This window comes from Nocardia amamiensis, from assembly GCF_015477605.1.
GTDB classification, from domain to species: domain Bacteria; phylum Actinomycetota; class Actinomycetes; order Mycobacteriales; family Mycobacteriaceae; genus Nocardia; species Nocardia amamiensis_A.
Genome location: NZ_JADLQX010000025.1, coordinates 25,276 through 47,970, shown reverse-complemented (window position 1 = coordinate 47,970; position 22,695 = coordinate 25,276). Strand labels below are relative to the sequence as shown.

At 67.9% G+C, this 22,695-nt stretch carries 13 protein-coding genes; 12 read left to right on the top strand and 1 reads right to left on the bottom strand.

Going from position 1 to position 22,695, the window contains the following annotated elements; genetic code table 11:
• Positions 1–13 precede the first annotated feature (13 nt).
• From IU459_RS27765 to IU459_RS27730, 8 genes are all read left to right on the top strand, one after another.
• Positions 14–6,994 carry a non-ribosomal peptide synthetase gene (locus tag IU459_RS27765; RefSeq protein ID WP_195132533.1) on the top strand — a complete coding sequence of 2,327 codons (6,981 nt, stop codon included), beginning with the start codon at positions 14–16 and terminating at the stop codon, positions 6,992–6,994.
• Positions 6,991–11,940: an amino acid adenylation domain-containing protein gene (locus tag IU459_RS27760; RefSeq protein ID WP_195132532.1), complete on the top strand. Its 4,950-nt coding sequence runs from the start codon at positions 6,991–6,993 to the stop codon at positions 11,938–11,940. The genes IU459_RS27765 and IU459_RS27760 overlap by 4 nt, the downstream gene beginning before the upstream one ends.
• 150 nt (positions 11,941–12,090) lie before the next feature.
• The gene (locus tag IU459_RS39810; RefSeq protein WP_195132531.1) at positions 12,091–12,891 is read left to right on the top strand and encodes a hypothetical protein; all 801 of its coding nucleotides are present in this window, start codon (positions 12,091–12,093) and stop codon (positions 12,889–12,891) included.
• Positions 12,888–13,946, top strand: coding sequence for a Gfo/Idh/MocA family oxidoreductase (locus IU459_RS27750; protein WP_195132530.1), 1,059 nt, complete (start codon positions 12,888–12,890; stop codon positions 13,944–13,946). The genes IU459_RS39810 and IU459_RS27750 overlap by 4 nt, the downstream gene beginning before the upstream one ends.
• 11 nt (positions 13,947–13,957) lie before the next feature.
• Positions 13,958–15,028, top strand: a complete 1,071-nt coding sequence (locus tag IU459_RS27745) for a cytochrome P450 (protein ID WP_195132529.1) — start codon at positions 13,958–13,960, stop codon at positions 15,026–15,028.
• Positions 15,019–16,005, top strand: a complete 987-nt coding sequence (locus tag IU459_RS27740; RefSeq protein ID WP_195132528.1) for a methyltransferase — start codon at positions 15,019–15,021, stop codon at positions 16,003–16,005. The genes IU459_RS27745 and IU459_RS27740 overlap by 10 nt, the downstream gene beginning before the upstream one ends.
• Complete coding sequence (locus IU459_RS27735; RefSeq protein WP_195132527.1) at positions 16,002–16,718, top strand: class I SAM-dependent methyltransferase; 717 nt, start codon at positions 16,002–16,004, stop codon at positions 16,716–16,718. Before IU459_RS27740 ends, IU459_RS27735 begins: the two co-directional genes overlap by 4 nt.
• Positions 16,719–16,729: 11 nt before the next feature.
• The gene (locus tag IU459_RS27730; protein WP_195132526.1) at positions 16,730–17,983 is read left to right on the top strand and encodes a cation:proton antiporter; all 1,254 of its coding nucleotides are present in this window, start codon (positions 16,730–16,732) and stop codon (positions 17,981–17,983) included.
• Here IU459_RS27730 and IU459_RS27725 read toward each other — a convergent pair.
• Positions 17,952–18,626: a TetR/AcrR family transcriptional regulator gene (locus IU459_RS27725; RefSeq protein ID WP_195132525.1), complete on the bottom strand. Its 675-nt coding sequence runs from the start codon at positions 18,624–18,626 to the stop codon at positions 17,952–17,954. The genes IU459_RS27730 and IU459_RS27725 overlap by 32 nt on opposite strands.
• Positions 18,627–18,717: 91 nt before the next feature.
• On the opposite strand from IU459_RS27725, the gene IU459_RS27720 reads away from it, so the two are divergent.
• The 4 genes from IU459_RS27720 to IU459_RS27705 all read left to right on the top strand — a co-directional run bounded on the left by IU459_RS27720 (position 18,718) and on the right by IU459_RS27705 (position 22,395).
• A complete protein-coding gene (locus tag IU459_RS27720; RefSeq protein WP_195132524.1) occupies positions 18,718–20,157 on the top strand; it encodes an MFS transporter in 1,440 nt (479 codons plus the stop codon).
• Complete coding sequence (hsaB, locus tag IU459_RS27715) at positions 20,154–20,747, top strand: 3-hydroxy-9,10-secoandrosta-1,3,5(10)-triene-9,17-dione monooxygenase reductase subunit (protein WP_195132523.1); 594 nt, start codon at positions 20,154–20,156, stop codon at positions 20,745–20,747. Before IU459_RS27720 ends, hsaB begins: the two co-directional genes overlap by 4 nt.
• 507 nt (positions 20,748–21,254) lie before the next feature.
• A complete protein-coding gene (locus IU459_RS27710) occupies positions 21,255–21,644 on the top strand; it encodes a DUF2267 domain-containing protein (RefSeq protein ID WP_195132522.1) in 390 nt (129 codons plus the stop codon).
• A 154-nt stretch (positions 21,645–21,798) separates the two neighbouring features.
• The gene (locus IU459_RS27705) at positions 21,799–22,395 is read left to right on the top strand and encodes an MBL fold metallo-hydrolase (protein WP_195132521.1); all 597 of its coding nucleotides are present in this window, start codon (positions 21,799–21,801) and stop codon (positions 22,393–22,395) included.
• Positions 22,396–22,695 lie beyond the last annotated feature (300 nt).

Below are 22,695 nucleotides of genomic sequence, written 5' to 3'. Positions count from 1 at the left end.
GGGAGGACAACCGATGTCGATAGCGGCATCCGATGTAATTGCCGCAGTCGCAAGGGTTCTCGGTGTCTCGCCAGTGACGATCGACCTGGACGAGGATCTGTTGCGCAGGGGAATCGATTCGATCTCCGCAATGGAACTGGCCGCGCAATGGCGGCGGGCCGGCGCGAGCGCGGGATTCATCGAACTACTCGAACGACCCCGGCTACGCGATTGGGTGGAACTGGTCGCCGATGCGGCCCCGCACCGAGCGGGCAGGTTCTTCGACGGCCGAGCACGCCGCGAACCCGAACCAGCGGCCGCGAGCGACACCTTCGACCTGGCCACCATGGCGCATGCCTATTGGGCCGGACGGCAACCGGGTCAGCGACTCGGCGGGGTCGCGGCACATTTCTACAACGAATTCGACGGCCGCGACGTCGATCCGGTCCGGCTCGAGACCGCGGTCCGAGCGCTGTTCGAGCGCCACGACATGCTGCGGGCCGCATTCGACTCGCATGGAAAACAACGTGTTCTGGCCAGCAGTCCGTGGCGCGGCCTGCGAGTGCACGATCTCAGCACCGATCCGGACGGGCTGGACCGGCTGCGGTCGCAGCTGTCGCACCGGCAACTCGACGTGGCCCAGGGCGAGGTGTTCGATGTGCAGCTGTCGCACACACCCCGAGGGACCCGTGTGCATGTCAACCTCGACATGTTGGCCGCAGACGCGCAGAGCCTGCGGGTCCTGTTCGCCGACTTGGCGGCGCTGTATCGCGATCCGCAGGCGAGGCTGCCCGAACTGGGCTACAGCTATCGCCGCTACCTCGCCGACCGCGACGAATTGCGTGACAGAACGGAATACCGTGCGGCCCGCGCATATTGGGGCCGGAGATTGCCGGAACTGCCCGGCGCACCGGCGGTCCCGGGATCGGCTACCAGTTCCGGAACCCAGGTCGTACGCAGGCATCATTGGCTACCACCGGACGCACGGCACACGCTCGAGCGGCGGGCACGAAGTCGTGGACTGACTCCGGCGATGGCCGTCGCCTCGGCATTCGCCGAGGTGATCGGAAACTGGAGCGGCCAGCCGGAATTCCTGCTGAATGTGCCGTTGTTCGACCGGGATCCGCTGCATCCGGACGTGGGAGCCCTGGTCGGCGATTTCACTTCCTCGGTACTGGTGGCGGTGGACACCACCATTGCCGGCACATTCGCCGAACGGGCCACGGCCCTGCAGGCGCGGTTTCGCCGCGACGCCGCTCACGCCGCCTATCCCGGTGTCGATGTGCTTCGCGATCTCGGACGCCACCACGCCGAGCCTCAGTTGGCTCCGGTGGTCTACACCAGCGCCCTGGGGTTGGGCGAATTGTTCGCTCCAGCCGTGCGGGAATGTTTCGGCGATCCGGTGTGGATCATCTCCCAGGGCCCGCAGGTGTCGCTGGATGCCCAGGTCACCGAGTTCGACGGCGGTCTGCTGGTCAATTGGGACGCGCGGGAGCAGATCTTCGCGCCGGGCGTACTGGACGCGATGTTCACCGCCTACACTAGGCTCCTCGATACGCTGGTGGCCGACGAAGCGGCCTGGGACGGTCCGCTGCCGGACCTGCTTCCCGCGGCGCAACGCACGGTCCGCGAATCGGTCAACGCGACCGAGAAGCCCCGTGCCGCAAGAACTCTGCACGGCCGCTTCTTCGCCCTTGCCGAGGCGCAGCCGGACGCACCCGCAGTCCTGTGGGGTGGCGATGGTTGTCTGACCTACGGTGAACTCGCGCGGCGGGCGCGGGCGGTGGCCTCCGGTCTGCCTGCCGGTCATCTCATTCCGGTCCGCCGACCCAAAGGACCGGACCAGATCATCGATGTGCTCGGCATTCTGGCCGCTGGGTCGGCTTACCTGCCGGTCGGTGCCGACCAACCGCAGTACCGGCGCGAGCGGATACTCGCCGCGGCGGGCCCCCTTCCCGCAGCCAACGCCGGCGAGCTGGCATACGTCATCTACACCTCCGGATCCACGGGGGAGCCGAAGGGCGTGCAGATCACCCATGCGGCCGCGGCCAACACCATCGACGATCTGATCGAGCGGTTCGACCTGTCGAGTCGTGACCGCACCCTCGCGATTTCGGCGCTGGACTTCGACCTGTCGGTGTTCGACATCTTCGCGCCGCTGTCGGTGGGCGGCGCGATCGTGCTCATCGGCGAAGATGAACGTCGCGACGCCGCCGCGTGGGCCCAGCTGGCCGTCACCCACGAGGTGACGGTGCTGAACTGCGTGCCCGCGATCCTGGACATGCTGGTGACCGGTTGCCCGCCATTGCCATTGCGCGTGGTGCTGATCGGAGGCGATCGCGTGGGCACCGACCTGCCCGGTCGGCTCCACCGCGTGGCACCGGATTGCGTCTTCGCCGCCCTCGGCGGCACCACCGAAACCGCCATCCATTCCACGATCCAGCTCGTGGACGAGGTCGACAGGCGGTGGACCTCGATCCCCTATGGGATACCGCTGAGCAATGTGCGCTGCCGCGTGGTCGACGCGCTCGGCCGCGACCGACCCGACTGGGTACCGGGAGAGCTGTGGATCGGCGGCGCGGGAGTGGCCCGCGGATACCTCGGTGACCCGCAACGCACCCGGGACAAATTCACCGACGGCTGGTATCGCACCGGCGATCTGGCCCGGTATCTGCCCGACGGCTCCCTGGAATTCCTGGGGCGCGCCGACCACCAGATCAAGGTGCGGGGACACCGGATCGAACCTGGCGAGATCGATGCCGCGCTGAGCGCGCATCCGACGGTCGGCACGGCAGTGACCGTGGCGGCCGGTAACCGGCTCACTGCCGCCGTGACGCCGGTGATACCGAAGGTCGAAGCGACGACATACGACCCGGCATGCCTGCCGCCCCAGGACCAGATACCGGTCGTGCGGGCCACCCTCGCCCGACTGCTGCGGGAAGAGCCGCGCATCCATGAGCGCTTCGGCCCGCTCGTGCAGCGGTGGGAACGCTGGCTGGCGGAGACCGACGGATACGACACCGCCTCGTCGCCGCTGCCGTGCGAGGCGTTGCCGGCGGTATTGTCCGGGGACCGCGATCCGCTGGTACTGCTCGACGATCCAGTTCTCGCGCCGCGCTCGCTCCTGTGGTCGCTGCCCGAATCACCGGCGGCACTTGCCGATGTGACGACGGTTGCGCGCCACTTGGTGCCCTCGCAGGGCTCGGTCCATGTGGCCGAAATCGGTGACCACACCGGCGACCGACTGGTGGAGGCATTGTGTGCGGGCACGGAGCTGTCGGCGGAAGCCGTTCGGCACAGCCGGATTGCGCCGCACGGCGAATTGCCGCCGGATCTGCATGGCCGATGCGATCTCGTGGTGTGCTTCGCCACGCTGCACACGTTTCGCGATCCGGCCGCCGGCGTGGCCGCCGCGGCGTATCTGCTCCGCCCCGGAGGACGGTTGTTCCTGGTCGAACAGCCGAGCCTGCCGCCGCTGGGCCTGCTCACCGCGGCCATACTGGAAAATGGCTTCCCGCAAGGTGATCCGATGCTGTCACCGAAGCGATGGCAGCAGCTGCTGGCCGCGGGCGGCTTCGCGGTGGAGCATGCTCGCGCGCACGGCAGCCTGTTCAGTATCTCGGCGCGCTGGACCGGCGTCGCGGTCGACGTGGAGGACCTGTCTCGTTCGCTGGCAGATTTCCTGCCCGAGTACATGCGTCCGGACCGGATCCGGGTGCTGCCGCGAATGCCTTTGTCGGCTAATGGGAAAGTGGACCGCCGCGCACTCACCGAACTGCTGGCCGACCACGGTCCCGCGCCCGCAGTGACCGCCCCGCGGACCGCCGCGCAGCGCCACGTCGCGGCGGTATGGTCACAGGTCCTCGGTGTCCGTGACATCGGATGCGAACACGACTTCTTCGCACTCGGCGGCGATTCGCTCCTGGCTACCCGGATGATCGACCGGTTCCCCGGCGCGCGACTGGCCGATCTCTACGCCCACCGCACCCTCGCCGCGTTCGCCGCACAACTGTCCGACAGCGACGCGGTTTCCCCACAGACCATCACCGCCGACCCGGATCGGCGCCACGACCCTTTCCCCGCCTCGGAGATTCAGCGTGCCTACTGGATCGGCCGGGGCGCCGGCGCCGCGCTGGGTGGTGTCGGCACGCACTACTACAGCGAATTCCACTGTCCCGGTATTGATATCGAACGGTTCGAACAGGCCTGGCGACACTTGATCGCCCGGCACGACATGCTGCGGGCGGTATTCGGCGAAGACGGTGATCAGCGTGTGCTGCGCGCCGAGGAGCTGCCGCAGTGGCGGGTGCGGCGCACCGATCGCGATGTGCGCGAGGTGATGTCGCACCAGGTTCTCGACACCGGTAGCTGGCCCCTGTTCGATGTGCGACTGGGGCCCGGGGATCGGATCGGCATCAGCCTGGACAACATACTGCTCGACGGGCTGAGCATGATGATCCTCTTCTCCGAACTGGGTCTGCTCTACCGCGATCCCGGCGTTGCGCTGCCGCAGATCGATATCACGTTCCGCGACTACCTGACCCAGGTCCGGCCGGCATGCGAGGACGAAGCGCGGCAGTACTGGCGCGAGCGCATCCCCGAACTGCCGCCCGCACCCAGCCCGCCGCTGCGGATCGACCCGGCTTCGGTCGGCGCGCCGCGCTTCGTGCGTCGCTCGGGCCTGCTACCGGCCGCACGGTGGCAGCGACTGCGCGAGGTGGCCCGCGAGTACGGCATCACACCGACGGTGCTGCTGCTGGCCTGTTACGGCGAGGTCTTGGCCGTGTGGTCCGGCCGCCCTGACGTCACCGTCAACGTCACGCTGTTCGACCGCCGGGCGGTCCACCCGCACATCAACCGGGTGCTGGGCGACTTCACCTCCCTGCTGTTCACCGAGTTCCGCAGCGGCGCGACGATTGTCGACGCCGCGCGGCAGCTGCACCGGCGGATGTGGGCGGACCTGGATCATCGTGATGCCGGACCGATGTGGATTCTGCGTGAACTGGCCCGTCATCACGGCGAACAGGTCGGTTTCCCCGTCGTGTTCACCAGCGCGCTCGGTGTCGCCGAGGACGGGTTGACCCTGGATCCGTCCGCATTCGGCGACAAAGTCTTCGCGATCTCGCAGACACCGCAGGTGTGGCTGGATCTACAGGTCCACGAATCCGACTCCGGTTTGGAGTACGCGCTCGACGCGGTCGAGGAGCTGTTCTGCCCGGGTGTGGTCGGTGCGATGTTCGCTGCCTTCGAGGATCTGGTGCGCGCGGTCACCGACGGTCACGGGCAGTCGCTCCCCGAGGTCACGGCGCCGCAGCGCGGTGTCGGCGCCGCGGGCGCCCGCAGTGGACTGCTGCACAGCGGATTCTTCGATCAGCCGCCGGGGGCCGTCGCGGTGATACACGACGGTCGCAAGATCACCTACGGCGAGCTCGCGCACCGGGCGCTCAGTATCGCCGCTACGCTGCCTGCGGGCGAGGTCATCGCCGTGGCGCTGCCGAAAGGACCCGACCAGATCGCCGCCGTCCTGGGCGTTCTGGCCGCGGGTTCGGCATACCTGCCGATCGGGGTGGACCAGCCGCAGTCCCGGCGAGCGCGCATCCTCGCCGCGGCGGAGGTGTCCACGGTGATCGACGATCTCGATCGCTTCCGGTCACCCACGCCCCTGTCGGCGCCGGTCACGGTCCGCCCCGATTCGCTCGCCTACGTCATCTACACCTCCGGCTCCACTGGTGATCCCAAAGGCGTGGAGATCACCCACGCCGCGGCATACAACACCATCACCGATATCAACGAGCGCTACGACGTGGACTCGACCGACCGGGTGCTGGCGGTGTCGGCGCTGGATTTCGATCTGTCGGTCTACGACATCTTCGGAATGCTGTCGGCCGGAGCCACGATCGTGCTCGTCGACGAGGATCAGCGCCGCGACGCCCCAGCTTGGGTACGCCTGGTCCGCGACCATGGCATCACCGTCTGGAACACTGTGCCGACTCTGCTCGACATGCTGCTGACCGCTCACGCGGATGAGACCGCCACCCTGCCGCTGCGTGTGGTTCTGGTCTCCGGTGACTGGGTGGGCCTCGATCTGCCGGATCGACTGCACGCCACGGCTCCTGGCTGCCGGTTCCTCGCGCTGGGCGGGGCCACCGAGGCCGCGATCTGGTCGAACGTGTGCGAAGTGGAACAGGTACCGCCGCACTGGACCTCGATCCCGTACGGCCGGGCGCTGCGTGGGCAGCGGTACCGGGTTGTTGACGAGAACGGCCGGAACTGCCCCGACTGGGTAGCCGGCGAACTCTGGATCGGCGGGGCCGGCGTGGCGCGCGGATACCGGGGCGATCCAGGGCTCACCGCCGAGAAATTCGTCACCAGCGACGGGCAGCGGTGGTACCGGACCGGTGACCGCGGCCGGTTCTGGGACGACGGCACCTTGGAGTTCCTCGGCCGCACCGACCATCAGGTCAAGATCCGTGGTCACCGCATCGAACTGGGCGAGATCGAATCGGCGCTGGCAGCGTGTCCGGGCGTCGCCGACGGCGTCGCGGTCGCTACCGGCCCCCGCGCTCAGCGGCGGCTGATCGGGTTCGTGGTGCCCGCTGACGCCGGTACCGCTCTCGACGTCGAAGCATTGCGCGAGCAGCTGCGCGGCCTGCTGCCCACCTACGCGGTCCCGCACGCCCTCATGCCGTTGGAGGCGCTGCCGCTGACCGCCAACGGAAAGGTGGATCGGCGGGCGCTGGCCGATATCGAACCGGCCCCGACTACCGCGCCACCGGAAGGCCCCACCGAACGACTGCTCGCCGAACTGCTCGGCGAACTGCTCGACGTCAGCGTCGGCCGTGACGACAACTTCTTCGCCCTCGGCTGCGACAGCCTCGTCGTCACCCGGCTCACCGAGCGGCTGCGCCGGGAGCACAGCATCCGGCTGACCCTGCGCGAGGTGTTCGCCGCGCCCACCATCGCCGACCTCGCGGGGTCGATCGACAACCAGCAATTCGAGGAAGGGGAGCTGTGACCAGCCCTGCCCAAACCAACCCAGCCGACGTCACCGAGCCCGCGGAGCTGGTTCGAGTCCTGCGTGCCTTGGGAATCGAGCTCTGGACCGAGAACGGTGCACTGCGCTACCGCGCCCCGCACGCGGTGTTCACCGACGAGCACAAGAGCGCGCTGAAACACCACCGCGACGCGGTGATCGAACTTCTGTCTGCCGAACATACCCTGATTCCACGTCCGCAGAACCGGCACGAACCATTCCCGCTCACCGATGTCCAGTCGTCGTACCTGCTCGGGCGCACCGACGCCTTCGACTACGGCGGCGTGCCCTGCCACGGGTATCTCGAGGTGTGGCTCGGCGACGTCGAGCCGGAGGCCGTGGAAGCCGCATGGCAGACACTGATCCGACGCCACGACATGTTGCGCGCGGTCATCGATCCGGCCACCGGGACCCAGCGGGTGCTGTCCGAGGTGCCCGAATTCGGCATCCGGATCGGTGAATCGGCCGAAAAGGTCCGCGCGGAGCTGAGTCATGCGCAGTACGATCCGGCCCGATGGCCACTGCATACGCTATGTCTGTCTCCCGGCCGCTTGCTGCATGTGTCAGTCGATCTGCTCATCGCCGACTTCTCCAGCGTGCAACTGGTGGTCGGGGAACTGCTGGACTTGTTGCGGGGTGGCACGCTCGCCGACATCGACATCTCCTTCCGGGACTATGTACTGGCCCAGCGGGCGATGACCGATACAACGGAGTACGCCGAACACCGCGATTACTGGCTCGCCCGCATCGACGATCTGCCCGGTCCGCCGGAGCTGCCGGTGGCCGGTGCAGGCACCCCGCCGCCGCGATTCCGCCGCCTGCAGCGGCGGATACCGACGTTGCGCGCCGCCGCGGCCGCACATCAGGTCACCACGTCGGCGCTCGTGCTGGCGGCCTATGCCGAGACCATCGGCCGCTGGAGCACCAGCAAGCGATTCACGCTGAACATGCCGCTGCAGAACCGTCTCGCCCTGCACGAGCAGGTGTGTACGCTCGCGGGCGATTTCACCTCGGTGAACCTGCTCGAAGTCGATCTCACCGTGTCACAGTCGCTGGCCGAGCGCGCACACAGTCTCGGCGGACAGCTGTTGAACGACGTGGACCACCGCCTCTACTCCGGGGTGGAGCTGCTGCGTGAACTCGGTCGCCGCGGGCGGCGCACGCTGATGCCGATCGTGTTCACCGGCGTGCTCAACGGAGGCAGCGCGGATATCCGCTACGGCATCAGCCAGACCCCGCAGGTCTGGATCGACTGCCAGGCCGTCGAACAAGCCGACTCCATGCTGGTCAGCTGGGACGTCCGTGAGGGAGTGCTGCCCGAAGGGCTGGCCGACGACGCCTTCGACGCATTCGTCGCACTGCTGACCGGGCCGATCGACGCCGAGCCGCCGATCCCGGTGCCCGAGTCGCAGCTGCGCATCCGTAGGCAGGTGAACGACACCGCGGCCGAGTTGCCGTCGGGGCTGCTGCACGAACCGTGGCTGGCCGCCGCGGCTCGCTACGGTGACCGGCCCGCCGTGATCGCCGGTGGACGAATGGTCACCCATGCCGAACTGCTCGCCCGTGCAGCCGCGGTCGCCGGCGCCCTGGACACCGAACCCGGTGATCTGGTGGCGATCAACATGGAGAAGGGAATCGACCAGATCGCCGCGGTGCTCGGCGTACTGCTGGCGGGCTGCGCCTATGTCCCGGTCGATACCACCCAGCCCGGGCCGCGCCGCGCCGCGATGCTCGACGGTGTCCACCACGTCCTCACCGACATCCCGGCGCCCGCACCGGATGCTGTGGTGAATCCGCCGTCGTCGCTGATCGGACCCGAGGCGGTTGCGTACGTGATCTACACCTCCGGATCCACCGGCACCCCCAAGGGCGTCATGATCAGCCATGCCGCCGCGCGCAACACCATCGAAGACATCAACACCCGGTTCGAGGTCTGCGCCGACGACCGCGTGCTGGGGCTGGCCCAGCTCGGATTCGATCTGTCGGTGTACGACATCTTCGGCGTGCTGGGTGTCGGCGGCTGTCTGATCCTGCCCGATCCGGACCGGCGCAGCGACCCGTCACACTGGGCGGAGCTGGTTCTCGGTCACGGGGTCACGATCTGGAATTCCGTTCCCGCCCAAGCCCAGATGCTGGCCGACTATCTGCCCGGTGATGCGCCGTCGGTGCGAGTGGCGCTGCTGTCGGGCGACTGGATTCCGGTCACTTTGCCCGCGCAGCTTCGGCAGCGGTTCCCGAAGGCGCGGCTGATCTCGCTCGGCGGCGCCACCGAGGCGGCCATCTGGTCGATCAGTCACGAAATCGGTGAGCTGGCACCAGATGCGGCGAGTGTGCGCTACGGCCGGCCGTTGGCCAATCAGCGCTTCCGGATCGTCGACGCGCTGGGGCACGACTGTCCGGACTGGGTCGCGGGGGAGCTGTGGATCGGCGGCGCGGGTGTCGCACTCGGCTATCGCGGCGATCCCGCTCTGACGGCCCAGAAGTTCGTCGGCGGCTGGTATCGGACGGGGGACCTCGGCCGCTATCTCCCCGACGGCGAAATCGAATTCCTCGGTCGCGCCGACCATCAGGTCAAGGTGCGGGGGCACCGGATCGAACCAGCGGAGATCGAAGCCGCGATGGCCGGACATCCGGATGTCGCGGCGAGCGCCGTCGTCGTGCACGGCGCAGGCGCCGACCGGCAGCTCGTGGCATTCGCCGAATCGCGGCTGCGGCACGCCGGTGACTCGGTACACGCCGACGCCGATCGAGGGCGCGCCTTCGCCGACGCCTTGGACGCGGCAGTACTGACCGCGGCTCACGCGGCGATGCACACCGTCGCCGAGCATGAGATCGCCCCCCGCCATCGTGGGCTGTATCAGCGGTGGCAACATGTGCTGGCCGAGAACCCGGCACCCACTGCGGATTTCGATTCGGCGTGGGCGCGGGTTCGCGCGCTGGCGGTACCCGAACTCAGCGACGCCCGGTTGATCGACTACCTGGCCGGCAGCGCCGCGGCGATGGCGGGGGTGCTGCGGGGCGAGGTGGATCCGTTCGGGTTGATGTTCCCCCGCGGCGGCATGGAAGTGGCCGAGGCCGCCTACCGCACGAACATCATGACTCGCTACATGAACCGGGTCGCCGCCGAGGCGGTGCGCCAGCGCCGTCCCGCGCGGATCCTCGAAGTCGGCGCCGGGGTCGGCGCGACCACCGCCGAAGTCCTCGCCGCCTGTCCGGATATCGGGTCCGCGTACTACCTCTACACCGATGTGTCGCCGTTCCTGCTCGATCACGCGCGCACCCGGTTCCCCGGATTGGCCTTCGCCGTCTACGACATCGACCAGCCCCCGGCGGAACAGCATTTGGCACCGGCGTCATTCGACCTCATCCTGTGCGCCGGGGTGCTCAACAACGCCCGCAATACCACCCGGTCGATGGCGTGGCTGCGGGAATTGCTCGCACCTGGCGGCACGCTCGTGATCACCGAACCCACTCGCGAGCATTACGAGGTCATGGCCTCGCAGGCGTTCATGATGACCGCCCCTGAGGATCAGCGCGCCGAAACGGGCCGGACATTCCTGACCCGCGAGGAGTGGCTGGCCGAACTGGAACCGTTCGGCGAGGTCACCTGTCTGCCCGAGCCCGGTCACCCCCTCGAACCGCTCGGACAGCACGTGTTCATCGCCGGGCCGTCGGTGACGGCGCATCTGCGTGCCGCGCTGCCGGAGTATATGGTTCCGCAGATCGTGCACACCGTGTCGGCCTTGCCGTTGACCGGCAACGGCAAGGTGGATCGACGTGCACTCACCGATCTGGCGGCGACCCTGATCGCCGAATCCGATCGGACGAGCGCCGAGGACGACACGCCGCGCGACGACCTCGAACGGCAGCTGGCCGAGATCACCGCGGAGCTGTTGCGCCGCAGACATATTCCTCGCTCGGCCAATCTCTTCGGCCTCGGCGCGGACTCGGTTCTGCTCAGCCAGATCGCCGGGCGGGTGCAGCGGGAGATCACCCGCGCGAACGCGTTGTACTTCGACAGCATTCTGCGGCAACTGCTGCATCAACCGACAGTGGCCCAGTTGGCGGACTTCCTCCGTGACGGTGCGGAGTCGGAGTCGACGGCCGCCGGGTCGCCGCTGGTGGATCTGGGCGGCCCGCCCAGTGATCCGAATCCGGTCATCGTCCTGGTTCACGAGGGCATGGGCACGATGGCACCGTATCAGCGCTTGGCCGCGCGATTGTCGGGCTCGCGGCGGGTCCTGGGACTGGTGGTGCCCCAGGCGCAGGCGTTCACCGATATCCCCGACGAGGTGCTGTTCGACCGGCTGGCCGGCGACTACGCCGAGGCGCTGCTCGCCGCCGGACACACCACGGTTCGATTCGTCGGATACTGCCTGGGCGGACTGCTGGCCACCGAGGTCGCGCGCACCTTCACCGAACGCGGCGGCACGGTCGCCGGTCTGACCGTGATCAGCAGCTACCCATTGGAATTCGAAGTGGAGGAGCCGATGGTGATCGAAGGCACTTTCGCGCAAGCGCTGGGAGCGGACCCGACCGTGTTCGGTTACCCTGGAGACACTGAGGCGCTGGGTGCCACGCTGAGCGCCGTACTCGCCGGAACCCCGGGCCGAATCCCAGCAGGTTCACTGGATTTCGGTTCCCTCGCCGAATTGCCCGCCGCCGAACGCGTCGCCAGGATCACCACCGACATCGAACGGTTCGAGGTCTTCAGCCACAGCTTCCACGCCGCCGGCAAACACCGGCCGCAGCCGTATGCCGGCGACATCACCCTGCTGCGCCCGCGCGAGGGCATGCAACTGGTCTCCGGCATGTCGACCGATCTCACCGAATACTGGTCCGCACTGTGTCTGGGCAGACTCGAGGTCGTCGACATCCCCGGCAATCACTTCACATGCCTATCGCACGACATCACCGCAACGCTGTGAGCGAGCTTGCGAGCGAACCAACGACACGGCGCGCATCGCGCACGGTGGCGCCGAGCGCCAGCGAGGGGACACCGTGAGCGAGCTTGCGAGCGAACCAACGATACAGCGCGCATCGCGCACGGTGGCGCCGAGCGCCAGCGAGGGGACACCGTGAGCGACCGACCCGTGATCGGGGTCCTGGGTGCGAGCGGTGCGGTCGGATCGGCTGTCCTGGCGATGCTGTCCGGCCACCGCCCGCGGCCGGGATACCGCGCGGACTTCGCCGACCTGCGGTCTTGGTGCGCCGGATGCCAGGTCGTGATCAACTGCACCGGTCACCCCTTGGCATCCGAAATCCACGCAGCGGGAGCGCATTACGTCGATCCATGCGCGGGTCCGGCCACCGGTCGGCGGTCGGGTGGTGAGCGCGTCGCCGTCTACGACGCCGGCGCGATGCCGGGCGCGATCGGCCTGTTGCCCCGGCTGCTGGCCGCGCAGCTGGACGAGAAACCGGCCCGGCTGTCGGTGACCGCCGGGGGACTCTACCGCTTCACACCGGCGTCAGCGCGGGAATTCCTCGGCACCCGTGATGGCTGGCGCGCACAGGCGAGCCGCGTGAATCATGCTCTGGGACTGCGCGATTCGGCATGGACCACCCAGTTCGACGGCAAGTGCGTGCGGCGGCTGCTGAGCTCGGGCACACCGACACCCGAACAGCTCATCGCGGCCTCACAGGCCGATACCGCCGGACGTGCGCAGTATCTGTCGATCGCCGCCGAACTGATCGGGACGGGTGGCGCCGTGCGCCGGATGCGGCTGCGCACCGATCCGGATCTGACCGCCGCGACGGCGATCCTCTGCGCTCGGGCAGCGCTGGAGGGCGAAATACCCGCCGGAACATATTCCGCCGACGAAGTCCTCGATCCGGTCCGGGTCGTACCGCGACTGTTCGGCGAGGAAGGAAGTCTGTGAAAGTTCTCGTCTGCGGGACCGGTTTCGGCCGGATCTACCTGCGCGCCGTGCACGAACCCCCGTTCACCCTCGCCGGGATTCTCGCACGCGGCAGCGAACGCTCCCGCGCCTGTGCCCAGCACTACGGAGTTCCGCTGTTCACCTCCCCCGACCAGGTGTCCGGCGGCATCGACCTCGCCTGTGTCGTGGTTCCCAGCGGCGTCGGCGGGGGGCCGGGAGCGGAGCTGGCGAAGGCCCTGCTGTCGCAGGATATTCCGGTCCTACTGGAACACCCGGTGCGCGGGGACGAGCTCGCAGACTGTCTGCGGATCGCGGCCCGGCGCGGCGTCGGCTTCGCGGTCAACACCTTCTACGTCCACCTCGAACCGGTTCGCCGGTTCCTGGACGCGGCGCACCGGCTGTTGCAGCGCCAGCCTGCGGTGTCCGTGCACGCCGCCTGCGCGGTACAGGTGTCCTACGACCTGCTCGACATCATCGGGCAGGCCCTCGGCGGTCTGAGCCCGTGGGCGATCGGCGATCCGCTCGATGTCTCGCCACGGCTACGCGGGCTGGCCCGCGCCGAGTTCACCGAACGCAGCATCAACGCGGTGATCTCCGGAGTACCGGTCACCGTGCGGGTGAACAACCAGTTCGTACCGGACGATCTGGACCACCCGACACACCTGCAACACCACATCGCACTCGTCACCGAGGCAGGCACACTCGAACTCGCCGGCACACACGGTCCCGTGCTGTGGAAGCCGGCGGTGTACGTCCCCAAGGAGAACGGCACCTTCTCCCTCGACGATGTCGGCGATTCGCCCACGGTGTCGTGTCTGGGGCCGTCCGGTGCGCCCGGCGTGCGCGAGGTTTTCGACTCGGTGTGGCCGGAGGGCGTGCGGCATTCGCTGTTTGCCATGCGGCAGGCGATCGCCGACGGTGCCGATCCGTTCATCGCGGGCCAGTACCACCTGACGCTGTCACGGCTGTGGTCGGAGCTGACCCGGCGGCTCGGTTATCCGCAACCGGTGCGGCGGGCGCCCGCCGCACCTATCGGCGTCGAGGATCTGTGCTGAGCGAGTACGACATGTCCACCGCAGACCCCCCGTTCAACCCGCTCGACCCTGGTCATATCCGTGACCCGTATCCGCGGTTGCGCGACATCGCGGCGGTGACCACACCGATGCCGGGCTTTCGTGTCGTTTCCTCGGATGCCGGTGCGCGGGCCGTGCTGCGCGACACCGCGACCTTCTCCAGCCGTGCCAACAACACCGCGACGGAGAACGAATCGGAGAAGACTCCGGCGCTGTCGCAGCTCGATCCGCCCGACCACACCCGGATCCGCAGCCTGATCCAGGCGCAGTTCACTCCCCGCGCCCTGGCCGGTCTCGAACCGGCGTTGCGCGCGCAGGCCCATGCCCACATCGACGGGTTGCGGGATCTGGTGACCGATTTCACCGAACCGCTGCCCGCCTTGGCGCTCGCGGAGTTCCTGGGGTTACCGGCGGAGCTGATCCGGCTGTGGGTAGCACGGTTCGCCACCTTGGTCGGCTACGAATCCTCGCCGGGCTGGCGGGAATTCTGCGAGGTGATCGACGCGGTGGCGTTGCGCCGATTCCCGGAGCTGCCGGTTCCGGACAAGCGCATGCTCGTGCATTTCCTCGTCGTCGCGGGGGTGCGCAACGTGACCCACCTGCTGGGAAACCTGCTGCATCGTCTGCTGATAACGCAGATGTGGCCGCTTCCTGAGGATCGCATCGCCGCCGCGGTCGAGGAATCCTTGCGGCACGAACCACCCGCGCTGTGGAGTATGCGCACCGCGATGCGGCCGTGCGCGGTGGACGGCGTGCCGATCGCGGCGGGGGAGCGAGTCTTCGTGCTCACCGCCGCGGCCAACCGGGATCCGGCACGCTGGCCCGGCCCCAGCGAGTTCCAGCTGGGCCGCCCGGCGGCCTCGGCGCATCTGAGCTTCGGCGCCGGTCCGCATGCCTGCCTCGGCGCCGCATTCACCAGGCTGCAGGCAGGCATCTATGTCGAGGTTCTCACCGACCGCGCTCCCGAGTTGCGGTTGGCCGAGGGCACCACCTATCGACCGACCGGCGATCTGATGAGCCGGGGTCCCGCAACGCTACCGGTACGGAGATCGCCATGTCCCTGACACCACAGTCCCTGATGTCCCGCGCCGATCTGGTCACCCCGTGGGCTATCCGCGTGGCCGCCACCCTGCGGATCGCCGACCTCATCGCCGACGGTATCTGCACGGTGCCGGATCTCGCCGCGAAGGCCGGCGCCGACACCGACGCCCTGCACCGGCTGTTGCGCTACCTCGCCTGCCGGGGTGTGTTCACCGAATCCGAACCCGGACGCTTCGGTCTGACCGAATCGGCGGAGTTGCTACGTGCGGAACACCCACTGGCCATGCGGGATTGGTTCGATCTCGAGGGTGCGGGCGGGCGCATGGATCGCGCGTTCACGGCGTTGCTGGATGTAGTGCGCACCGGAGATCCCGGCTACCCCGTGGTGCACGGTCGTTCCCTGTGGGAGGACACCGACGATTCCTACAACGAACTGATGGGCAAGCACACCCGGTTCACCGTTCCCAGCGTGGTCGAGGGCTACGCCTGGGATGAGGTGCGCACCGTAGTCGACGTCGGTGGAGGCTCGGGAACCGTGCTGCGTGCCCTTGCGCTTGCGCATCCGCGGCTGTCGGGCACCGTGGTCGATCTGGCCGACGCCGCGCGCGCGGCCGCAGAATCCTTCGCAACCGCGGGGCTCTCGTCCCGCTGCGCCGCCGTGGCGGGCGACTTCTTCCAACCGCTTCCCGCTGGTGCCGACGTGTATCTGCTGACCTGGGTGCTCCACGATTGGCCCGACGCCGATGCCGAGCGGATTCTGGCGCGATGCGCGGAGGCGGCCGGATCGCAGGGCCGGGTCGTTGTCGTGGAGAATCTCGACAGCGGGACGCGCCCCGAGGTCGCCACCGCGATGGACCTGCGCCTGCTGGTCCTGTTCGGCGGTCGCGAACGAACACCCGCCCAACTCGACGACCGTGCGGCAGCCGCCGGACTGCGACGACTGTCGGCGCGTCAGCTGCCGGGCGCGAGCCCGGTGTGGTTGGTCGAGTACGCCCGATGACCGACATCTACGCCGGCGCCGCGGAATTCTACGACCTGGTGGCCGGGCCGCTGTGGGCGCGCAAGGGGCCGGTCCTCGCCGCTGCCCTGCGCACGGCGCGGACCGATCTCGGCCCGATCGTCGATATCGGCGCCGGCACCGGATGCTCCACCGAAGTGATCGCCGACGCGTTACCCGGTGCGGCGATCGTTGCCGTCGAGCCGTCCCCGTGCATGCGCATCGCCTTGTCCGCACGGGTGGCCCTGCGCGGTCTGGCCGACCGGGTCACCATAGCCGCGGCCACGGCCGGCGAGTTCACTCTGCCGCAGCGCATCGGCGGTGCGGTGGTCTATGGGGTGCTCGGTCACATCGAGCCACCGCAACGAACGCGGCTGCTGGCCGATCTCGCCGAGCGGCTGCCACCGGGAGCCCCGGTGGTTGTGGAACTGATGGACGAGACCGCACCGCCGAGCCGGGCACCACTGCGGATCGCCCGGACGCCGGTCGGAGACCACATCTACGAGGTGTGGAGCCGCGGCTCAGGCTCCGGCAGCGCGACCATGTGGACGTTGACCTATCGAGTCCTGCACGACCACAGGGTGATACGTGAGGCCGAGGTGCCGATGCCGTGGGCCGAATACGGATTGTCCGATCTCCGTGACGAAGCCGAGCGATCGAATATGCGCTGTCTCCGAATCGCCCCCGATACAGCGGTTCTCACACACAGGAACTAGGAGGACCGTCGATGCCCAGCCATGTCATCAGTATGCTCCTGGTGGATCTTGTCCTCGTCCTGGTCACCGCGCGAATATTGGGCTGGATGGCGGAACGAGTAGGCCAGCCACCAGTTGTCGGCGAGATCGCCGCGGGTATTCTGGCCGGTCCGACCATACTCGGCTCGTATCTGTCGAGTGCCGTCTTCCCTACGGACACAAGACCGGCGCTCACCGCTCTCGCGAACATCGGCATCGCGCTGTTCATGTTCGTCGCGGGAACTGAGACCGACCTCGGCCGGCTCACCCGAAACCGCAGCGCCGTGCTGGTCGTGTCGCTGTCGACCTATCTCACGCCGTTCGTGCTGGGATGCGTTGTGGCGCTGACAGTCCTGGCTCGTCACTACACCGGCGGCCGGGTCGGATTCGTGCTGTTCATCGGCTGTTCGCTGGCGGTGACCGCCTTTCCGGTGCTGGTCCGGATCCTGCACGACCGGAAGATGTTCGCCACACCGGTCGGGCAGATGGCACTCGGCTGTGCGGCGGTCGGTGACGTCCTCGCGTGGGTTGTGCTCGCGGGTATCGTCACCTCCACCCGCACCGATGCCGGCCACACCTGGCGGCTGTTGCTGCTGGTTCCGGTGGCTGTGGGGACCTGGTGGGTGGTGCGCCCCATCCTCGCCCGGACCGCCTGCGCCGCCGCCGATTCGGCTCTCACCCTGGTCGCGGTCTGCGGTGCCCTGCTGTGGGGCGCAGCGACCGAATGGGCCGGGCTGCATCTGATCTTCGGTGCCTTCTTGTTCGGGGCGGCGTTTCCGCGGGCCGCCAGAGAAAAGGTCCAGGCGGCCGTGCGGCCGCTCGGCATGCTGTTGATGCCCTGCTTCTTCGTTGTCGCCGGTCTTCGGGTCGACCTTTCCGCCACCGAGCGCGCCGGCGTTGTCGAACTCGTGGTGGTGATCGTCGCCGCGGTGGCCGGCAAGTTGGGCGGCGCCTACCTGTCCGCTCGGGCGACTGGAAGCGGAAAGAACTCGGCCTCGGTCCTCGCGGTACTGATGAACACCCGGGGGCTGACGGAGCTGATTCTGCTGGATGTCGGACTGTCCGCCGGAATCATCGGGCCGCAGCTGTATTCGCTACTGGTCGTGATGGCCCTCGTCACCACAGCTCTCACCGCGCCGCTGCTGAGGCTGCTAGGGGCCGATTCGAAGGCTGATCCGGTTGACGACGCAGACGGACGTGTGACACCGCAACGCCTCAGGGCTTCGCCTCGGGCAGCAAACCGTTGATCATGTGCCGTGCAGCGGTGGCAGTGTCGTACCGGGCGGTGTTGTGCGACCAGCGCGGCAGCAGACGGACCACGGTGGGGAATTCGGCGAGGACTTCAGGGGTGGCGACGTCGGTCCAGTGCGGTGGTGGGTTACCGGCGGCGGTGGCCTCGTCCCGCTCATCCGCGGCGCGGCGGGTGATGAGCTCGCCCAGAGCGAACCGCCACATCACGTTGTACGCGTACACCGCCTCGTCGTCGCTGGCACCGAGTTCGTTTGCCGCACGGACGAATTCGTCGAGAATCCACATCGCCGCGCGGCCGAAGGTTTCACCGGTCACGAGGATGTCGAGCACCCACGGCAGCTGGTGGAGGGTGTCGATGAGGTAGACCACGATCGTGACCAGGCGGTCGCGTGGATCGTCGGGCAGCGACGGCCGGTCCAGTTCGTCGGCGCGAGCGCTCAGGACTGCGAAGAACAGCGCGTTCTTGGTGGGGAAGTGGTGATAGATCGCGGCGGTGCTCACGCCGAGCTCGCGGGCGAGCCGCCGCATGCTGAAACCGTCGACACCTTCGGCGGCGAGTAGCTGCGTCGTAGCGGCGACGACTGCGTTGCGGCCGACCTTGATCGGGCGGCCACGCTTGCGGGCTGTGGTGGGCGACAAGGGACTCCTTCTGCGTTCGAAGCTCTCGACAGGGTGGTTAGGGTGTGCTAACTGTATTAAAAATACGCGTTCGTAAATTATGGAGGTTGCTGTGCCCGCGCGCGAGTCCGAGCATCCGAAGGCGATCCTGGCGGTTGTCTTCCTGTTGATGTTCCTGGTGTCCCTGGATCTGTCGATCGTCAACGTCGCGTTGCCGGATATCGACGCCGCTCTCGATTTCAGCCCCTCGGCACTGAGCTGGGTGATCAACGCGTTCATGCTCCCCTACGCGGGCCTGATGCTGCTCGGGGGCAGGCTGGCGGACCTGACCGGTCGCCGTCGACTGCTGCTCGCCGGTCTTGTCGTATTCGCGGTAGCCAGTGCAGCTGGCGGCGCCGCGCAGCAGGGTTGGGAGCTGATCGCGGCCCGGGCGGTACAGGGCATCGCGGCGGCGGTGCTGTCGCCGATGTCACTGGCACTGGTGACCTCGGAATTCCCGGAGGGGCCCGCTCGCTCGAAGGCGATGGCCGTCTGGGGAGGTGCCGGCGCGGCAGGCGGGGCGTTCGGTGTCGTCATGAGCGGCCTGCTGACCGACTATCTCGGCTGGCGATGGGTGATGTGGGTCAATCTGGTGTTCGTCGCCGCCGCGATCGCCGCAGTGGTCCGGGGAGTGCGTGATGTGACGGTGACGCGGCGTGGACCGGTCGACGTGCTCGGCGCGGTGTCGGTCACGGTCGGTATGACAGCGTGCGTCGCCGCGGTGATCTCCACCGAGCATCATCCTTGGAGCTCTCCGACGGTGTTGGGGTGGTTCGCGGGCGGGATCGTGGCACTCGCCGTGTTCGGGTGGGCCGAACTGCGCGCGGCCGATCCGCTGGTTCCGCTCGGTTTCCTGCGGCGGCGGTCCCTGATCGGCGCGACCGTTTTCGGATTCATGCTGGTGTCCGGTCAGATCGCCAGTTTCTACTTCGTCTCGCAGTTCCTCCAGCGAGTCCTCGGCTACAGCTCGACCAGCACGGGGTTGGCGTTCCTGCCGTTCTGCGTGGGAGTGGTCGTCGGTCTCCGGGTGGCGCAAGGCGTGATCGGCCGAGTCGGTGCACGGCAGGTCATGGTCGTGGGCGGCCTGCTGGGCGCGCTGGGACTGGCGTGGTTCGGACGGGCGACGGAGTCGAGCGGTTTTCTCAGCGCAGTACTCGGCCCCTCCATGGTCTGCAGCATCGGCATAGGTGCCGCCATGGTGGGTATGGGCGTCGCCGGTGTCGCCGGCGTAGCGGCCGAGCAGGCGGGCCTAGCATCCGGAGTCCTCAACAGCTCGCGGCAGCTCGGCGGGTCGGTCGGGCTCGCGGTACTGGTGACGATCGCCGGCAACATCATCGGCAGCTCGTACGCGCCAGCCGATCTCGCAGACGGCTACACCACCGCACTCACCATCGCCGCAGGACTGTTGGCCGTCGGCTCCGTGGCCGCCGCTGTGATCCTTCCCGGTCACCAGGCGGCGCCTGCCGTTGCGAAAAAGGCGCCCGTTGCGACACCGGCGCCCGAACAACAATGACCATGACCGGCGAGTACCCGGAGATCGACGACCGTCGGTTCCGGAACGTGCTGGGTCGGTTCTGCACCGGCATCACGGTGATCACGACCTTCACATCGCCCAGCGACGATACTCCCGCCGAGCCGATCGGTTTCGCATGCCAATCGTTCGCCGCGGTGTCCCTCGATCCGCCCTTGGTGCTGTTCTGCCCCACCAAGAGGTCGCGCTGCTGGGCCGCTATCGAGAGGTCCGGGCATTTCTGCGTGAACGTCCTCGCCGAGGAACAACAGCAGGTGTGTGCCCGCTTCGGCTCACGTGAGCCGGATAAGTTCACGGGCATCGACTGGGCCACTTCGAAACTGGGACTTCCGGTCCTTGAGGGCGCGCTGGCCACAATCCAGTGCACGGTGGACAACGTCGTCGACGGCGGCGATCACTACATCGTGATCGGCCGAGTCCTGGCCCTGACCGAATCCGCCGACTCCGGCAGGCCCTTGTTGTTCTACCGCGGCCAGTACAGCGCGATCGAACCGGAAAAGACCACCCCCGCCCCATGGCGGGCCGACCTGGAACACTTCCTCACCACTACCAGCCTCGACACCTGGTTGTAGGCGGTACATGGTGGTCGACGGTCCGCTGCACCCGAACCCGCACCTTCGTCACCGCACTCGGCGACATCGCCGCCGTCCTTCCCGCAGGCGCCCGATCGGACAAAGCGAACCTCTAACTGGCTCCTCGGCTGCACATAACGTATCGGTCCCGACAACCGCTGGCTGTTGTCGGGACCGATCCTGTGTTCAGCACTGGTGTCCTGAGGGGGAGTCGACCACTACGCACACGTGCTTTATCGACGACAGGTACTGACCCTGGCGCGAGCGCCTTGACTGCCGTGTCGGGTCCGTGTGCAGGGGTTCGGCTGACATGCCCGCTGGAGTACCGGGCCTGCCGACTGTGCCGTCGAGAGCCGTTTGCCGGTGCCTCTTGGTGGTAGTGCCCAGACGTGCGGCCCGGTTTCTGCAACCGGGCGGATGTGCTGCGCGGGCGACCGGAGACGAGCCGTGGACGTCGTGGCACTGTGTTCGAAATCTGTCCGCAACCGATTCGGAACGGGAGGAATCATGAACGAGGATCAGTTGGTATCCGCGGTGCGCAGCACCGCGGAGATCGATAGTGTCGACGAGGGTGCCCGGGCGATCCGGGCCACCCTGCAGGTGCTCGGTCAGCGGATCACGGGCGGTGAGACCAAAGATCTCGCATCGCAGCTGCCGAAGACCTTCGCCGATGCCTTGCCACAGACTGGCGCGGGCGAGCGTTTCGCGATCGATGAATTCTATCGACGGGTGGCCGCCGCTGAAGGCGCAGAACGCACCGAGCAGCAAGCGCGCAGGCATTCTCGTGCCGTCATGGCCGCGTTGAAGGTGGCAATGCCACAGGAATTCGACCATATTGCAGCACAATTGCCCGCTGACTACGGTGACCTGCTCGGCACCGAACCCGTCCAGCATTGACCCGAACGCCGATGCGCTGGCCGGTCTTCATTGACGCCGACGCCGCTACGCATCGACTCATCGAGGGCTCGCGGCTCCACTCCAGGCCGCTTCGTGGTGCGGGGCGCACGCGGTCTCGCCGGTTGTCCAGCATAGGGAGGAAGCGTTCGGTCGCATGGGGTTCGAATTGCTCGGTGTCGGGGCGATGAACTCGCCGCGGTATCGTCCGGCTGGGCTGCTGTTGTGCTCGTCGGGGCAGCGGATCATGTTCGACGGGGGTCCGGGTGCCGAGCCCGGCGGCCGTATCGATGCCTGGCTGATCACCGATACCCGCGCCGAGCTCATCGGGCAGATACGCCGCCTTGCGCGGGCCTACGACACCGAACCGGCAGTCGCCTCTTACCGTGATCGAGCACTGCAAATCGACCCGTGCCCGGTCTTGCACACCAACCATCCCACCTATGGCTATCTCATCTGCTGCGGCAGCCGTCGGGTCGTGTGGGCGCCCGAGTTCTGGCAGTTCCCATCGTGGGCGGCTGGTGCGGACCTGATGTTCGCCGACGCCGCCGGCTGGGCTCGACCGATTCGTTTCGCGCGCAACGTCGGCGGGCACGCCGCCGTTTGCGACACCGCCCGCCTCGCCCGGGAAAGTCGTGTTCGACGACTGGTGTTCGCTCACATCGGCCGCCCGTCGATCCGTGCCATCGACCGTGGCGACGTCCCGGAATTCGGCGAGTGGGGAGTCCAAGGCCGAACCTACCGTCTGCGTTGACGCGGCGTCGATCGCGGCCACTGTGGCACCGCAGGTGGCCGGATCCGCGCTCGGTCTAAGGAGGTTGAACCAGTGCGGTTCACCTCGCGGACCAGTCCGGCCGAATCTGTCGCCGTGGAATCAGACCCACGCCCTGACTGGTGGCGCTACAGCGTGAATATGACAGGATCGGGCCGCGGCGGCCGTATTCCGCGCGCACTCCCACTTGCAGGGCGTGTGCTAGTCGGTGTCGCGCGCGGCGTGCTCGGGTCGCGCATGCCGCGCGCGGTCCGGGATGCATGACAAAACGGTGCCCGGAGG

What these genes read in the sequence shown, in the direction of transcription:
- IU459_RS27765 (WP_195132533.1), top strand. Translation starts at nt 14, where the DNA reads ATGTCGATAGCGGCATCCGATGTAATTGCCGCAGTCGCAAGGGTTCTC.
- IU459_RS27745 (WP_195132529.1), top strand. Translation starts at nt 13,958, where the DNA reads ATGTCCACCGCAGACCCCCCGTTCAACCCGCTCGACCCTGGTCATATC.
- IU459_RS27740 (WP_195132528.1), top strand. Translation starts at nt 15,019, where the DNA reads ATGTCCCTGACACCACAGTCCCTGATGTCCCGCGCCGATCTGGTCACC.
- IU459_RS27735 (WP_195132527.1), top strand. Translation starts at nt 16,002, where the DNA reads ATGACCGACATCTACGCCGGCGCCGCGGAATTCTACGACCTGGTGGCC.
- IU459_RS27730 (WP_195132526.1), top strand. Translation starts at nt 16,730, where the DNA reads ATGCCCAGCCATGTCATCAGTATGCTCCTGGTGGATCTTGTCCTCGTC.
- hsaB (WP_195132523.1), top strand. Translation starts at nt 20,154, where the DNA reads ATGACCATGACCGGCGAGTACCCGGAGATCGACGACCGTCGGTTCCGG.
- IU459_RS27710 (WP_195132522.1), top strand. Translation starts at nt 21,255, where the DNA reads ATGAACGAGGATCAGTTGGTATCCGCGGTGCGCAGCACCGCGGAGATC.
- IU459_RS27705 (WP_195132521.1), top strand. Translation starts at nt 21,799, where the DNA reads ATGGGGTTCGAATTGCTCGGTGTCGGGGCGATGAACTCGCCGCGGTAT.